This window comes from Streptococcus salivarius, from assembly GCF_009738225.1.
GTDB lineage: Bacteria > Bacillota > Bacilli > Lactobacillales > Streptococcaceae > Streptococcus.
This window is the reverse complement of sequence record NZ_CP018187.1, coordinates 243,895-259,688: the sequence shown is the minus strand read 5'-3', so window position 1 is coordinate 259,688 and position 15,794 is coordinate 243,895. Positions and strand designations below refer to the sequence as shown.

General features: G+C 40.3%; 11 protein-coding genes and 1 other RNA gene. 2 read left to right on the top strand and 10 right to left on the bottom strand.

What is annotated here, in order from left to right:
- Positions 1-38 precede the first annotated feature (38 nt).
- From mltG to BSR19_RS01335, 10 genes are all read right to left on the bottom strand, one after another.
- A complete protein-coding gene (gene mltG, locus BSR19_RS01380; RefSeq protein WP_156246360.1) occupies positions 39-2,015 on the bottom strand; it encodes an endolytic transglycosylase MltG in 1,977 nt (658 codons plus the stop codon).
- 96 nt (positions 2,016-2,111) lie between these two features.
- Positions 2,112-2,606, bottom strand: a complete 495-nt coding sequence (locus BSR19_RS01375) for a GNAT family N-acetyltransferase (protein ID WP_002886517.1) — start codon at positions 2,604-2,606, stop codon at positions 2,112-2,114.
- Between the two features lie 59 nt (positions 2,607-2,665).
- On the bottom strand, positions 2,666-3,994 hold the full coding sequence (gene murC, locus BSR19_RS01370; RefSeq protein ID WP_156246359.1) for a UDP-N-acetylmuramate--L-alanine ligase: 1,329 nt from the start codon (positions 3,992-3,994) through the stop codon (positions 2,666-2,668).
- 26 nt (positions 3,995-4,020) lie between these two features.
- Complete coding sequence (locus BSR19_RS01365) at positions 4,021-4,737, bottom strand: hypothetical protein (protein WP_037598958.1); 717 nt, start codon at positions 4,735-4,737, stop codon at positions 4,021-4,023.
- Positions 4,738-4,892: 155 nt separating this feature from the next.
- Positions 4,893-7,988: a DEAD/DEAH box helicase gene (locus tag BSR19_RS01360; RefSeq protein WP_156246358.1), complete on the bottom strand. Its 3,096-nt coding sequence runs from the start codon at positions 7,986-7,988 to the stop codon at positions 4,893-4,895.
- A 105-nt stretch (positions 7,989-8,093) separates the two neighbouring features.
- Entirely contained in the window at positions 8,094-10,094 is a 2,001-nt protein-coding gene (locus tag BSR19_RS01355) for a cell division site-positioning protein MapZ family protein (RefSeq protein ID WP_156246357.1), read from the bottom strand.
- Positions 10,095-10,096: 2 nt separating this feature from the next.
- On the bottom strand, positions 10,097-11,263 hold the full coding sequence (locus BSR19_RS01350; RefSeq protein ID WP_037598046.1) for a THUMP domain-containing class I SAM-dependent RNA methyltransferase: 1,167 nt from the start codon (positions 11,261-11,263) through the stop codon (positions 10,097-10,099).
- A 142-nt stretch (positions 11,264-11,405) separates the two neighbouring features.
- Positions 11,406-11,773, bottom strand: an RNA gene (rnpB, locus tag BSR19_RS01345) — RNase P RNA component class B.
- A 14-nt stretch (positions 11,774-11,787) separates the two neighbouring features.
- Positions 11,788-12,120: a cell division regulator GpsB gene (gene gpsB / locus BSR19_RS01340; RefSeq protein WP_049545697.1), complete on the bottom strand. Its 333-nt coding sequence runs from the start codon at positions 12,118-12,120 to the stop codon at positions 11,788-11,790.
- 108 nt (positions 12,121-12,228) lie between these two features.
- The gene (locus BSR19_RS01335) at positions 12,229-12,744 is read right to left on the bottom strand and encodes an SLOG family protein (protein ID WP_049545696.1); all 516 of its coding nucleotides are present in this window, start codon (positions 12,742-12,744) and stop codon (positions 12,229-12,231) included.
- Positions 12,745-12,820: 76 nt separating this feature from the next.
- On the opposite strand from BSR19_RS01335, the gene recU reads away from it, so the two are divergent.
- Together recU and pbp1a are read left to right on the top strand one after the other, a co-directional pair.
- The gene (recU, locus tag BSR19_RS01330; protein ID WP_002886506.1) at positions 12,821-13,417 is read left to right on the top strand and encodes a Holliday junction resolvase RecU; all 597 of its coding nucleotides are present in this window, start codon (positions 12,821-12,823) and stop codon (positions 13,415-13,417) included.
- Positions 13,417-15,711: a penicillin-binding protein PBP1A gene (gene pbp1a / locus BSR19_RS01325; protein ID WP_060973145.1), complete on the top strand. Its 2,295-nt coding sequence runs from the start codon at positions 13,417-13,419 to the stop codon at positions 15,709-15,711. The genes recU and pbp1a overlap by 1 nt, the downstream gene beginning before the upstream one ends.
- Positions 15,712-15,794 lie beyond the last annotated feature (83 nt).

Here is a 15,794-nt window from a genome sequence, read left to right as displayed (position 1 = left end):
TCACTCTTTGTTTGCTTGATTTTAATGAGCCAATCAGACTATTTATCTTTTAGTTTGCTATTAATGTAAGTTTCAACGTTATGCTGATGCTCTTCATAGCTTTCAGCAAAATAAACATTACCAGTAGTTACATCTGCAACAAAGTACATGTACTTGGTAGATGATGGATTGATAACCGCTTCAATTGCAGACAGACTAGGGCTGTCCACAGGACCTGGCATCAACCCCTTATGAACATAATCATTATAAGGGGAGTCAATGTTTGTGTCAATAGTTGCATCCTCTTTCAAGGTCGTTTCCTGACCAAGTTTTCCAAGAGCATAAAGAACTGCAATATTACTTTGTAGAGCCATGTCTGAGTTAAGACGATTATAGAAGACGCTCGCAATATTTTTACGGTCGTCATCTGTAGCTCCTTCTTTTTCCACAAGAGAAGCTAGGGTCAAAATTTCATTAACATTGTGCCCGCTAGATGAAATCGTCGCATAGTAAGGTGATAGGTAGGTGTCCATCGTTGACAACATTTCCTCTGCCAAAGATTCCACCGTCGTATCGTCATGAATGTTATAAGTCGCTGGGAACAGATAGCCCTCTAGGACATACTTAGCATCCGTAGAATTCGGAAGGTTGGCCAACAAGGTTGGGTACTTCGCTTTCATCTTAGTAATGAAAGCATCATCCTTCATCAGCTTCAAGAAATCTTTTGCCTTAAGTCCAGTTGATGTTTTTTTGCCTTTTTTCGCTGAGGAATTAACTTCAACTGCCTTAGCAATTTGATCAATGGTGTATCCTTCTTTGACCAAGACCGTACCAAGAGATGGCTCCTGAGGTGTATCACTTCCTTTTTTCTGAAGTGCCTCAATAATTTCATCCATGGTCATGCTAGCCTGAAGGTTGTAATAACCACTTTTCAGATTTGAGATGTTCTTAAACTTGGTATAGTAATTAAAGACCTTACCAGACTTAATGACACCAGCTGATTCCAATAGTTGACCAATGTAACTGCTACCTGAATTTTCAGGAATTTCAACACTAACAAACTTAGTTGAATTAACATCTTTTGCGCCAACAGCATCACTAACATAACGATAACCAAAGAATGCAGCTACTGACAAGATAAGTAGCAAGAAGATAATAATATTTCTTGCAATTTTACCAGCACGACGGTTATTTTTATTGCGTTTGTGATTTCGGTTAGAACGTGAAATCGGCTCTTCGTCGACAATGTCAGCCTGTTTAACATCTTTTGGCGAAGACTTTTTCTTCTTCACTTTCTTACCTTTCTTTTTCTTAGGTTTTCCAGAGGCTTCTAGAGAAATACTCTCATCATCCTCATTACCATCAGTCACTAGCTCTGATTGAACCTTTTCTTGCGACGCTTGGTCACTTGTTGCATGATGTTCCTGCAAGAATGATTCTTTTTGACGTTCTGAGGTCAATTTGGCCTCCAATTCTTTAGGGTCTGTATAAATAGCTTCGTTAGACTTAGCTTCAATGAGCTCCTTGGCAACATCTGCAGGAATATACTCCTCTTCAGATGCTTCGTTAAGGCTAGTTTCCCAAACTGGACGTTTAAAACGGCGTTTCGACGTTTCAGTCTCCTGAGGAATATTTACCTTTTTCTCCTCCTCAATAGGTTCTTTAGAAATAGACGCTACATTTGAATGAGCATCAGACACTAAAGACTCAGCTTGAGAAACAGAAAACAAGCCAACACTATCTTGTCGAGAATCTTGAGCTGTCTCAGAAGTCATAGATTTAGCGAAAGCACTATGAGAAACAGAATGTGAACTAAAATCTTGGTTACTTACTTTATTGGACGCTGAGGTACTATGTGTTGTAGCGCTCTCAGCTGACGTTGAACGTGGTGTCTCGGGCATAGTTGCACTTTTATTATGCTCCTCCTCGCGAAGAGAACGGAGCCGTGTTGCTTCTTGTAAATCTCGAAGAATCTGATCTTTAAAGCTTAGGCTATCTTCAGCAGATTCCGAGTGTTCATTAAACTTGTCCGTCAAGGCATACCTCCTCTATAGTAACAAACGCCATTATATCTTAAAAAGTCAGTTAATGCAAATCAATTGGTCCTTTGTCACAGTAACGTAACACTGAATTCAATGGGTTTCTGGATTCTCCCAAACCATATTATACCAAGTGCTACCGCCATGATTTGATTCTGATTCTCCTTCATCAGTGAAGCCATTCATCTCATAATAGGCAATCAGGTAATCATGGCAAGTCAAACTAATACCTTGGCGTTTTTGGGCGATAGCTAGATCCTTAAGCGCTGCAATCAAGGCTGTACCAATCCCTTGCCCTTTAAAATCTTTGGAGATAGACAAACTAGTAACTGCAATAAAGCCTCCTTGACTAGCATTAGGAACCACCTTATGGAACAAGTCATCTGTAAGATAACGTTCCGCAATCACAGGCCCTTCAATGTAGCCAGCTACAACGCCATCAATTTCAGCAATTAGAAAGGTATCACAAATCGTCTTTAAACGCTCCGCAATAGCCTCTGGAGTTGCAGCCTCTTCAGGTGAAAAATTATCTTGTTCGATACGGACAACATCAGCCCAATCATCCTCTCGGGCATGTCGAATAAGCATACTAAATTCCTTTCTATTAAGAGAAAGAGCTGAGCGAAATCGCTACAGCCCTTAATATATTACATGTGTGTTTGCAAGCTTGCTAGGAGCTCTTCAAACGAGCGTTCGTAAAGTTGGATATCCCCAGCTCCCATAAAGACATAAACAGCATTGTCATGGTCAAGGAGAGGTGAGACGTTTTCAACTGTAACCACTTTGGCAGGTTTATTGATCTTAGCAGCAAGATCTTCAACCTTAACATCACCATGGTCAACTTCACGCGCTGAACCATAAATTTGCGCCAAATAAACAGCATCTGCTTCGTTCAAAGCTTCAGCAAATTCATCAAGAAGAGCAATGGTACGTGTGAAGGTATGTGGTTGGAAAATAGCAACAATCTCTTTAGATGGGTACTTTTGGCGTGCTGCATCAAGCGTTGCAATAATTTCAGTTGGATGGTGAGCAAAGTCATCGATGACAACAGTACCACTGATAATTTTTTCTGTGAAACGACGTTTAACACCTGAGAAAGTTTTAAGGTGTTCTGCAACCAAATCCATGTCGAAACCAGCTACATAGAGGGTCCCAATAACCGCAGTTGCATTCAAGATATTGTGACGACCATAGGCTGGCACATGGAATTCTCCAAGAATTTGTCCATCGTGTTTTACCTTGAAATTAGACCCTGTCGTTGTACGAACAATGTCTGTTGCCATAAAGTCATCATTTTCTTCGAAACCGTAGTAATAGATTGGCGCATTGGCTGTAATCTTACGAAGGTGTGGATCCTCACCGTAAACAAAGAGTCCTTTTTGCACTTGCTTAGCATAATCATCAAAGGCAGATAACACATCATCGATACTTGTAAAGTAATCAGGATGGTCAAAGTCAATGTTAGTGATGATTGAGTATGCTGGGTGGTATGGCATGAAATGACGTTCATATTCATCAGACTCAAAGACAAAGTATTGTGCATTAGCAGAACCTCGACCAGTTCCGTCACCGATAAGGTATGACGTGTCTGTGATATTTTTCATAACATGTGACAAGAGACCTGTTGTAGAAGTCTTACCATGTGCACCTGCCACACCAAAGCTAGTGAATTGATCCATGAAGTGACCCAAAAACTCGTGATAACGCTTAAAGCTGTAGCCATTTTTAATCGCATAAGCAACTTCAACGTTGTTGTCTTCACGAAAGGCATTTCCAGCAATCAATTCAACATCTTCTGTGATGTTTTTTTCATCGAAAGGAAGGATAGGAATACCTGCTTGCTCAAGACCACGTTGTGTGAAGTAATATTTTTCCACATCTGAACCTTGAACCTTGTGTCCCATTTGGTGGAGCATCAAAGCCAAAGCTGACATACCAGATCCTTTAATTCCAATAAAATGATAAGTTTTTGACATAGTTTCTCCTTACAATCGCACTGCGATTAGTTTGCGTCTTCTAAATGCGTCAAATTTAATTCTTGAGCAACTCGGTGTTCACGGTAAGTTTGACGTTCTGGGTAATTATAAACCTGGCTACGTTTCAAGAAGTCATAGCTATTTTTCTTGACCTTCTTACGAGATGGGTTACTAGGCTGTTGATAGGTTGGAGCCACTTCTGCCAAGATGTAAGAATCCTGTTGCAGACGATTTGCCAAGTGATGGATTTTTGAGTGTTTCCCGTTAGGTGCTAAAGTTCGCTTGATAGCACTTACAGGAGCTCCCAATATAGATGCTGTCACTGGCCCTTTATCCGTTGTTACAGCAGCTGGCTCAACAGTAGCCTCAAAGCTTGGCTTAGCTTCTACCTTAGGCTTAGCAGTTAGTTGACGGCTATTAGTATGTTTGGTTTGTTGAACTTCTTGGCGGAGGAATTTTTGGCGTTTCTCACGGACATCACGCTTAGCCTTTTCACGGGCTTCCTCTGCATAAGTCATGCCAGCTTCTTGTGTCTCCACTCGTTTTGAAGCCTGCTTACGATTGCTAGGCTTAGCTGACAAGAAATCATAGTTCGGCAACAAATCATTGTAGTCCTTATCTTGGTAAGGGCCACGGATATTTGTGATTAAATCTTCATTTTCATATAGGCGCATAGAGACCGGTTCTTGCAAGCAAGATTCCCCGTCTGGAATCAGCGGAAATTGTCGTCTTTGGCGATGCATAAAAGACTTCCTTTCGTTTTCGAGATAATGCGTATCTTAATATAAACAATCGGGAATGGGAAGATACGTCTTGCAGTATTCTATTATAGCCTAATTCAAAAGATTTGCCTAGTAGCATTTTCACATCTTAGTATTTCAATATCAAACATAACAAATTAAGATATTACAATACCAAGAATTTCTTTAATATCCTCAACGGTCATGCTGGCACGGCTTTCATTGCCATCCAAGACAGTTGTTACAAGGTTCTTCTTGCCTTCTTGAAGCTCAAGAATTTTCTCTTCAATAGTCCCTCTTGTAATCAAACGGTAAACTTCGACATTTTGTTCCTGACCTATACGATGCGCACGACTAATAGCCTGCATTTCTACCGCTGGATTCCACCAAAGGTCAATCAGAATAACCGTATCAGCACCAGTTAGATTCAGTCCCACTCCTCCTGCTTTTAGAGAAATCAAAAAGGCATCTCGACTTCCTTGATTGAAGGCTCTGGTCATCTCTTGACGACTATCAGATGGCGTTGACCCTGTTAGCTTATAAGAGGAAATACCTAATTCTTGTAAGAGCCCCTCTGTAATATCTAACATCCCACGAAATTGTGAAAAGATAAGAACACGGTGGTCTGATTCCTTAATTTGACTAAGCAACTCTCTTAGGCTATCTAATTTTCCGCTATCTCCAGCATAGTCCATAAAAAGAGCTGGGGTATCACAGATTTGTCGTAAGCGGGTAATTCCTGACAAAATTTCCACCTTACGACGGTTGATTTCCTGATCACTTGCAGAAATTAAACCTTGCTGCATCTGTTGCAATTGCGCTAAATAGATAGCCTTTTGAGCATCTGACAATTCACTTTGGTGAGTGATTTCAATCAAATCTGGTAAATCAGGAAGGACCTCTTCTTTCCTACGTCTTAGAATAAAGGGAGAAATATACCTAGCCACTTCCTTTGGTGTTAACTTAAGGAAAGTTTTCTTAGCCGGTAAAAGTCCTGGTAGAATAATTTGGAAAATAGACCAAATCTCCAACAAATGATTTTCAATAGGCGTTCCAGATAGTGCTAAGCAATGTGGAACAGAAAAATCACGTAGATATTGGGCAATCTTTGTCTGTGTATTCTTCATGACCTGAGCCTCATCGAGAATGAGATAGTCATATTTACCAGCCTTGTAGGCATCAAAATCCTGACGGAAGGAAGCATAGCTTGTAATAATAATCTGGTGGTCTTCAGCAATGATGTCATCACGTCTTGGCTTGAGTCCATAAGAAACCGCTACATCTAACTGAGGAGCGAACTTTTTAAACTCATCCTGCCAATTGTAAATCAGGCTTGATGGTGACAAAACCAAGACTCGTTGCTCTTCTTCTAAATGTGCAGAGAGATAGGCAATGGTCTGCAAGGTTTTCCCCAACCCCATATCATCGGCCAAGATACCGCCAAAACCATAGTGATGCAACATAGATAGCCACTGAACACCCTTTTCCTGGTAGGGACGAAGGTCAGCTTCTACCTTATAAGTTGGCAAATCAAAGGTCTCTGGTTTACTCAAATGTTGCGTTAAGAGTTGGAAATCTTTTGAAAAACGAACAGAATCACTTTCTGAAAGAGCCTCCATTAATTGATAGGCAGTCAATTGATTTAGTTCTAGGTGACCTTGCCCTGAATATCGAGCTCTTAGAGTTTTGAGACTCTCACTAATACGATGCGTCGCTTCGTCAAAAACAATCAACTGACCACTACGATTGATAAAATAGGGCGAACTTTCCATCAAAGCTGCTAAAGCATGATCCACATCTTCATCGTCAAGACTTGAAAAATCAAAGGAAATATCTAATAAATTCCCCTGACGCTCTACCTGAACCTGTGGACTCTGTTCAACCCGTAAGTCACGCAACTCCTGCCCAATCAGAACCGTCCCTGTATTGTCAAATTCTGCTAGAGTATTCGTAAAGAAATCATAGAGCTCTTGACTGCTACTTAATCGTTTAGATGACTGAAAATCAGGGGTGAATCCATGCTTAGCCATCAAACGGAAAACAGCCTGCTCATGACGATAGTTACTCGTAAATCCTAAATGACTCAACTCTTGTCGATTATGGACTAGGAAACCATCAAAATCAAAGGCTAATGTAAGTATAACCTCACTGTCACCTTTCAGATCAAAGTGAAATCTCGGTGTGAAATCCTTGATATTAAAGGCTTTAGGAGCTTTAACTGGTCCCATAGTCCTAAAATCAAAAAGACTAGCAGCCAAGATGGCTTGTTCATCAAGATTAAAGCTGACATGCTTATTCAAATCGCTTCCGATTGGAAGAGAGCGTAAACCAACCAAAAGTTTTTGTTGTTTTCGATTCAAACGATAAAAAACACCTTGATAAAAGAGAATACGATTATTAAAAAAGGCCTGACTATTCTTCTCAGCAACAGTCAATTCAATCATCTTAGGCTCAACAGAAATATCAAACGAGAAGAGATGGGCATCAGCAGTCAAATCCTCAACCAAAAGTCGGTGATATTCGGTTCCTTCCCATTCAAACCTAAAGCCATCCAAATCTTGCATCCGTCTCAAACCTTCCTCAAAAAAACCGTAGGGGAGACAAAGATGACGTGCATTATTCGGTAAAATAAAGTCTAAATTAGTCTTGGCTTCATCTGGAATCATCCGTCCTAAGAAGTCTAAAAATGCCTGTGAAGCCTGGTCAAATTGAATAAGCGATAGGGGTTCATAATAGTTCTTACCTATCTGATAATAACTCTCAGCCTCTACAAGTTTGAGAAAGGCAGGAATATCTCGAATAACATAAGAACGTTCATCTGGTAAGCGACGTAAACGTATACTCCACCAAATCTCTGAACCAAAGGTAGATTCCTCTCCCTCTACCATCAAGCTATATCTAACAGTATCATCCTCATTTAGGGAAAGGCCTTCTAAAAATAAACCACCAAAAGAGTGTCCTCGCTCTTGGCCCTGAGAGGACTCTTGTTCCTCTTCCAATTCTGTCAAGAGACGCTGGCCTTCTTTGTCGTTTTTTAGATAATACTCAATCGCTGCCAAATGGGGACAATAGCCTTTTTGAGCGAAATAATCACAGTCACACGTGATTTCAGAATCATTGAGTGCATAAATTAAATGATGTTGGTCAACTGTTGTATCTAACTGAGTTTCTGAGACCTGATGAATGGTAATGAGATCCTTTTCAAAAAGTTCAATACCCTCATTACGGACTCTACCCGGCATCAATTTTGCCATAGTATTCACCCCTATCTTATCCCTCTATTATAGCATAAAATCCTTATAAACTAGGCCTTCACCAAGATAAAACAAAAAACACTCCCGAAGGAGTGTCGCAGATTATTATTCGTAATCAAGTTTATCTGAGTGACCTGAACCATTACCAACATAGTAACCTGTCTTACAGTTAATACTGAAGAGGTAGGTTCCATCTGGAAGGTACAAGTTGTAGTAACCATTACCATTGATGATGTTGACTGGCTCAAGGATGAAGTTATCTCCTGAGAAGTAACCACGTGAGTGTGATGTTTCGATAATCTTATCAAGAACACCATCAGCCCATGTCCAAGCTGGGTTACTTGTATCTGCTACTACGTTTGCATTATAAGGCACACGTGAGCGATTACGTTGAAGGATTGATGGGTTATAATTTGTGATTCCGCGTGTTACAACTGTTGAAGCTGCAGCTGAGCCACCAGTAGTTCCTCCAGTCGCACCAGTTGAACCTGTTGAACCTGCTGAGTTAGCTGCTCCATTTTGCGCTCCAGAAGTATTTGATGCGGCCGCACCACCGCCATTAGAAGCTGCTCCAGATGTGTTATCACCTGAAGGTGCAGCAGGACTAGCAGTATTAACACTTTCAGAAGCTGTCGCTGCAGACGTTGCACTCGCAGCCTTAGCTTTTTCTTCAAGTTGAGTCTTACCACCCTTAATAGTTTCTTGAATAGTGCTATCGAGACTCGCGTTCCCAGTTGTTGTTACACTTTCTGGAAGATTATTAAAGTTAGCATCTGATTTAACAGCGATAGAGGCATTATAGCTACCATCTACAAGAGCATCTGACTCAAACTGACTGTTAATCTTTTGTACAGCTTCAATTTGTTTCTTCAAGTTATCATATTTTTTCTTAGCTGCATCATAATACTTGGTTTTCTCCAATTTCTTGAGCAGTTTTTCCAAATCTGATAACTTACCAAATTGATCATTAGCGAGTTTTGTTTGCTCGTCATCTGTGAAGAAATTCTTATACATTTCTTCAAATGCCTTATTATCAGCAGCTGACGTATCCTTGCTTGATGATGATGTCACTGCTGAAGAAGCTGTGCTTGTTGTTCTCGCCGATTGGCTATGTGTTCCTTTATAAAGAGCATAGCTACCACCGATAATAGCTAAAGCAAGAACTGCTAGAGCACCTATAACAACACCTTTACGACGGTAAACTGGAATGTCACCATCAAAGGCACTCTTATGCGATGGTGAAATAGACTCTGAAGAGATTCTGTCTTCTGCAGATGGGCGATTGACTGCCATAGACACTTTTGGTGTTGTCTTTTCTTCATCAGCTTTTGCTCCAGTTACCCCTGCCACCGTTGATGCAATAGCTGCCAAATCAATAGTGTCTGAAATAGCAGCATCATCCAACATAGGTTTTGAAGCTTGTGGCTCAGTATCGTCAATATTGGCAACAGCAGAATTTTGTGGTTCTGGATCATCAATGTTAGCAATCAAAGGATTGTTATCATCAACATTATCGACCAATGCATCGTTATAGGCTGGCTGATTAGTTGAAGTAGAGGAATCAGCGAGTGCATCACCAAGGTCAAATTTTTCTGTTTCTGACGTGATGAAACGATCAGCATTTGTTGACGTAATGATAACTTCAGAACTTTGACTTTCTGGTTCTGCAATAACCTCAGGTTCAACAGGGGCATTTGGCAACTGCTTGTCAATATGAGATTGAGTTTCATCAGCCTTGTTATCTGTAGCACCAAAACCAAATGTGACCGGTGTTACTTCTTCAGTAGCTGTTGTTGAGTTGATTGACTCATTAGCCATTGATTGACCAATCAAACCTGAATCCGCAAACTCCTGACGTTGCTTTTGAATAAAGGCATCCAAAGGTGATGTATCGCCGTCAGCTTCAATTTTCTTTGAAAATTTTTGTGAGGCAACTTCTTCACGGTGTTGCTTGATATACTTATCCAAAATGCTATCTGTTTCTGTTACACCAGCATTAATCTCAGCTTCTTTTCGGACAGCCTCACCGACCGTCATTTCCTTGGCATCTTGGAAATCTAGCTCTTGGCTACCTTCATAGCCATTTTGTGTTTTATCTTCTGACACGTTTAATTTACCTTTCTAGCCTCAGAACGGCGAACACGCTCTCCAAAATATTGATACAAATCAACACGGAGGGTCCCGTTATAAAGCTTACGTTTTTTATCGGCTTTCATACCGTATTTGCTTTCAAAGTGTTCATCGCTGGTCAAGATAAACTTGCTCCAAGTTTTAAGTGGCGCAAAAGTTTGACCCATTTCATTATACAAGATATCCACAGCCTTGTCATCCAACAAACGCTCACCATAAGGAGGGTTTGAAATAATGACACCATTGATTTTATCTGTTTTCAGGTCCTGTAAACGCATTTGTTTCAATTTAATAACATCTTCAAGACCTGCCTCACGAGCATTGGCTTTTGCAATTTCAACCATACGGCCATCAATATCACAACCCATAATATCTAATTCAATATCGTAGTTTGCCTTGCTATCTGCTTCATCACGTACCGACTGTACTAAATCCTTATCCACCCAATTCCATGCTTCAAAGGCAAAATCACGATTAAATCCTGGTGCAATGTTCATGCCAATCATTGCAGCCTCAATACAGAAGGTCCCTGAACCACAAGTCGGGTCAATCAATGGTTTATCCGGATACCAATTACTAAGTTCAAGGATAGCAGCCGCCATATTTTCCTTAATCGGTGCTCCACCTTTATCAGTACGGTAGCCACGCTTAAAGAGACTAGCACCTGTGGTATCAATCAAAACCGTAGCCTTATCCTTCAAAATAGAGACTTCAATCTTAAATTCCGCTCCTGTTTCTTGGAGAGGCACTCCTTCTGGACGGTGGAAATACTTCTGCAATTTCTTAACGACAGCTTTTTTTGAAATTGCCTGAACAGATGGCTCATTATGAAGCTTTGATTTAACACATTTAGCCTTAGAAATTGGGAACTTTACACCTAGCGGAAGATAATTTTCCCAGTCTAAAGCAAAAACTCCCTGAAAAAGTTCCTCAAAGGTACGTGCTGGAAATTCACCCACTACAATCTTGATACGATCTGCTGCCCTCAACCAAAGGTTAGTTTCAGCAATTGCACGAACACCACCTTGGAAACGCACCTTACCATTTTCAACCTGCGTGTCATAACCTAACTCACGCAATTCACGTCCAACCACAGCCTCAAGACCTGCTGCTGCAGTTGCTACTAATGTAAATGTTTCTTTCATTGTCATCCTTTTATCTCATTGTTACGAGTACAAACTTTCTTAACCGATAGCTTATTACCCACTCTTTTCTTTAAATATAAAAGAGAGAATTCTTGCTAAAAGAAGGCTGAGACATGTGTCCCAGCCTCACCTATATGCAATTTTCTATAAGCCATGTTTTGTTCCAGAAGTGACTAGGTACCACTTCCTTCGATAATCATCTGTCTACTGCAAAGCAGTCAGGATGGTCCGTTCGTTTCCAGCCATCCCATGCCCCTACCAAAGTTTGGGTTGCTAGCTTGAGGGGTTTACCGCGTTCCACTTTTTAGGTTTCCCTAAAAACTCCGTCACTGTGGCACTTTCAGAGCTACTAAAACCTATCCTAAGACTTAGCCAGTTCACTCGCCGTAACTTGAAAATCAAGTCCCTAGGCTTATTAATTCACCTAGCACAAACACTACTGGCATCACAGCCAGTGCTAGCATGGACTTTCCTCATGGAAGACTAGCAACCATGCGATTATCCGAAAATTGCACAAACCAGTTTTATTCGACGATTTGTTTTCCAAAGACCTCTTTCTCCAAACGACTGATACGTTTTAAGATATCATAGTTTGAAGCCGAAGCAACATTGGCATTCGCACGTGATGACTCACTTGTCGCACTTGCGTATGCTGGGCGACTAGCAGGAGCTGATGAAGTCTTAGCCTTCAGTTTTGCATTTTCTTCTTGCAATTCCTTAACTAGAGCAATATAGACACCGTAATCTTTGATTACATCGTCTAGAAACTCATCAACTTCTTTTTTATCGTATCCACGCATGCTTGTTTTAAATTCTTGTTCGTAGATTTTCTTGGGCGTTAAATTAATCTTAGCCATTTTTATTCTCCAATACTTGTCTTATCTAACTTACTAATACTTTACTGTCTAATGTTCTTATGATACAGAAAAAAAGATAAAAATGCAAGTTTAAAATTCAATTATATCCTATTCCGACATGACTTCATTGAGGTCATCAAAAGTCAGTCTAGATACGGGATAACCCCTTGCTTCTAACATCATACCGTAAAAATATTTCAGATTTGTTTCATTTTCAGGTTCATAAAATAAATAAGCCTGATCTGTATTGTCAATGAGAAACTGATTAAATTGTTTAAACTGTGCTGGAGATTGGTAAGCGGGGAAGCTGTACTTGACAAAATCAACCTGCTTAAAGGCTGCTAGTTTTGTTTGATTACCTTCATTCCAATTCTGACCATGCGTTTCAAAAGGGAAGATAGTCGCTAACTTCAAAGGATAGTCTTTTTGAAGTTCTTTGGCTACTTCTAGTGCCCAAAATTCAAAACCGAGGTTCCCAGTAAAAATCATCCAATCCACACCATCATCCAAGAAACGCATCAAATCACGTTTGATTGCTTTCTTGATAATGGTTACTTTAGGGTCCTTGTCTTTAAAAATACCGAGTTCAAAGCTCTTATAGCCAGTTACCAGTAGTGATGTCATTTGTTGTTTTCCTCGTTCATTTTATGGTATAATGAAATAGTCTTTATGCATATCTTATAAAGAAGAAGGGAAAGAAATGGTAAACTATCCCCATCAGATATCTCGTAAGATAGCACAAGTACGTCCTAAAAAATCAAATAGAGTTGACTTTGCCAATCGGGGGATGAGCTTTGAATCTGCTATTAACGCGACTAATGATTACTATTTGTCGCGTGGTTTAGCCGTTATTCATAAAAAACCTACCCCTGTTCAAATTGTCAAAGTCGATTATCCCAAACGCTCACGGGCAAAGATTGTAGAAGCTTACTTTAGACAAGCTTCTACTACCGACTACTCCGGCGTTTACAAAGGATACTACATTGATTTTGAAGCCAAAGAGACACGACAAAAGACATCCATGCCTATGAAAAACTTTCATGCGCATCAAATTGAGCACATGTCTCAGGTCATCAGTCAAGATGGGATCTGCTTCGTGCTACTTCACTTCTCGACGCTTAAGGAAACCTACCTTCTGCCTGCCAAAGACTTAATCGCTTTTTATCAGATTGATAAAGGGACGAAATCAATGCCTCTTGATTATATCAAAAAAAGAGGCTATGCAATTGCAGAAGCAGCTTATCCTCAAGTTCCTTACTTAGAAATCATTGAAAAATTATTAGGTGGTAACACATAATGGCTAAATTTAATTTCAGCAACTTTAAAGAATCACTTAACGGTTTGACTAAACGTGCTAAAAACATCAAGGTCAAGCGTTCAGATTCTTCTCGCTATAGCAAAGGAAAACGCTCTGCCGCTTCAGACCAAAGTTTGGGCTGGCGTATTGCAAAATACGGATTTATTGGACTGCTCACTTTCTTTGTAGTCTGTGTCATCGCTGGTGGTAGCCTCTTTGCCTACTATGTTAGCAGTGTTCCTAAACTTACCGAGAACAAACTGCAATCAACAAACTCAAGTAAGATTTACGACGCTAATGGTAGTCTTATTGCCGACTTGGGAGCTGAGAAGCGTGAGAGTGCATCAACAGATGAAATTCCAACAACTCTAGTTAATGCCATCACCTCTATCGAGGATAAACGTTTCTTCACTCACCGTGGGATTGACGTCTACCGTATCATGGGGGCAGCTGTTAACAACCTTCGTCGTAGCAGCACCCAAGGGGGGTCTACGCTCGACCAACAGTTGATTAAGTTGGCTTACTTCTCAACTAACACTTCTGACCAAACCCTTAAACGTAAGTCACAAGAAATCTGGTTGTCACTCCAAATGGAGCGTCAATTCACTAAACAAGAAATCTTGACCTTCTACATTAATAAGGTTTATATGGGTAATGGTTACTACGGTATGAAGACGGCAGCTAAATCTTACTTTGGTAAGGACTTGAGCGACCTCTCTGTTGCCCAAGCAGCTCTTCTTGCTGGTATTCCACAAGCACCAACACAATATGACCCTTATGCTAATCCAGATGCTGCCAAAGAGCGTCGTAACACTGTTCTTAGTGAAATGTATGAAGACAAAAACATTTCCAAAGAAGAGTACGAGCAAGCTAAAGCAACTGATGTATCAGATGGCCTTCTTCCACTTACGAAGAAAGCTAGCTATGAGCCATACTTAGATAACTACATCAAACAAGTTATTGAGCAGGTAGCTACTGATGCCAATGCTGATATCTACTCAGCAGGTCTCGACGTCTACACTAACCTTAATCCAGATATTCAAAAATATATCTGGAACGTCTATAATACTGATGACTATATCTACTATCCAAATGATAGTTTCCAAGTTGCTTCTACTATTATTGATGTTACTAACGGTCGTGTCGTTGCCCAATTGGGATCACGTCACCAAGATGAAAATATTGCTCTCGCTACTAACCAAGCTGTTCAAACAGACCGTGACTGGGGTTCTACAATGAAACCAATCACTGACTATGCTCCTGCTATTGAAAAAGGTATTTATACAAACACTGGTACGACTGTTTACGATAATCCTTACAATTTCCCAGGTTCCTCAACGCCAGTTTACAACTGGGACCGTAAGTACTTTGGAAGTATCTCATTGACTTATGCGCTTCAACAATCGCGTAACGTAACAGCCGTTAAAGCTCTTCAAGCTGTTGGGTTGGACTATGCCCAGTCCTTCTTGAAAGATTTAGGTATTGAGTATCCAGAAATGTTCTACTCCAATGCCATCTCATCTTCAACATCATCAGCAGATCCTAAGTATGGTGCATCAAGTGAGAAAATGGCCGCAGCCTATGCAGCCTTTGCAAATGGTGGTACTTACTATAAACCTTCTTACATTAAATCAATCAAATTTGAAGACGGTTCAACAAAATCATTTGATTCTAAAGGTGTTGAAGCCATGTCACCACAAACAGCTTACATGATGTCAAGCATGTTGAAACAAGTAATGACAGGTGGTACAGCGACTGAAGCTTATGTCCCTGGTACGTTCAACGCTGCTAAGACCGGTACATCTAACTATGGTGACGATGAATACTACAAGGTACAAAAAGAAAGTGGCGTCTACGCTTACCTTATGGTTCCAGATGAAACTTTCGTTGGTTACAATACCAAGTATTCTATGGCGATTTGGACAGGTTATAAAAATCGTAAAACACCACTTCATGATTCAGACCTTGATATCGCTAAACAAATCTATGGTGTAACAAGTAGCTACCTTAACCAGATGTATGGTGCGGGTTCTGAAGATTTCGATATGCCTAGCGGTGTTTATAATAATGGTAGCTATGTCTTCCTTACTGGTTCTTCAACATCAAATGTTTACACAGGATCACTTGGAACATCTAGCTCATCATCAAGTTTAGACTCAAGCCAAAGCAGTGACTCATCAAGTTCACAAGATAGTCAACAGTACGGTCCTGATGCTTCAACAAATCCATCGACATCGGCCTCTTCTAATGGCTCTGAACATTCAAATTCAAACACTGCTACAGCAGAAGAATAAGAAATAAAAAGGGTTATCTGATTGGATAACTCTTTTTTTACCGATAGATTTTAAAGAAACTATAAAAAACACTGGAAAATTTC

Coding starts and splice junctions, on each gene's coding strand:
- BSR19_RS01360 (WP_156246358.1), bottom strand. CDS start 7,988: ATGGCAAAATTGATGCCGGGTAGAGTCCGTAATGAGGGTATTGAACTT.
- gpsB (WP_049545697.1), bottom strand. CDS start 12,120: ATGGCTAAGATTAATTTAACGCCCAAGAAAATCTACGAACAAGAATTT.
- BSR19_RS01365 (WP_037598958.1), bottom strand. CDS start 4,737: ATGCATCGCCAAAGACGACAATTTCCGCTGATTCCAGACGGGGAATCT.
- recU (WP_002886506.1), top strand. CDS start 12,821: ATGGTAAACTATCCCCATCAGATATCTCGTAAGATAGCACAAGTACGT.
- BSR19_RS01335 (WP_049545696.1), bottom strand. CDS start 12,744: ATGACATCACTACTGGTAACTGGCTATAAGAGCTTTGAACTCGGTATT.
- BSR19_RS01375 (WP_002886517.1), bottom strand. CDS start 2,606: ATGCTTATTCGACATGCCCGAGAGGATGATTGGGCTGATGTTGTCCGT.
- murC (WP_156246359.1), bottom strand. CDS start 3,994: ATGTCAAAAACTTATCATTTTATTGGAATTAAAGGATCTGGTATGTCA.
- BSR19_RS01350 (WP_037598046.1), bottom strand. CDS start 11,263: ATGAAAGAAACATTTACATTAGTAGCAACTGCAGCAGCAGGTCTTGAG.
- pbp1a (WP_060973145.1), top strand. CDS start 13,417: ATGGCTAAATTTAATTTCAGCAACTTTAAAGAATCACTTAACGGTTTG.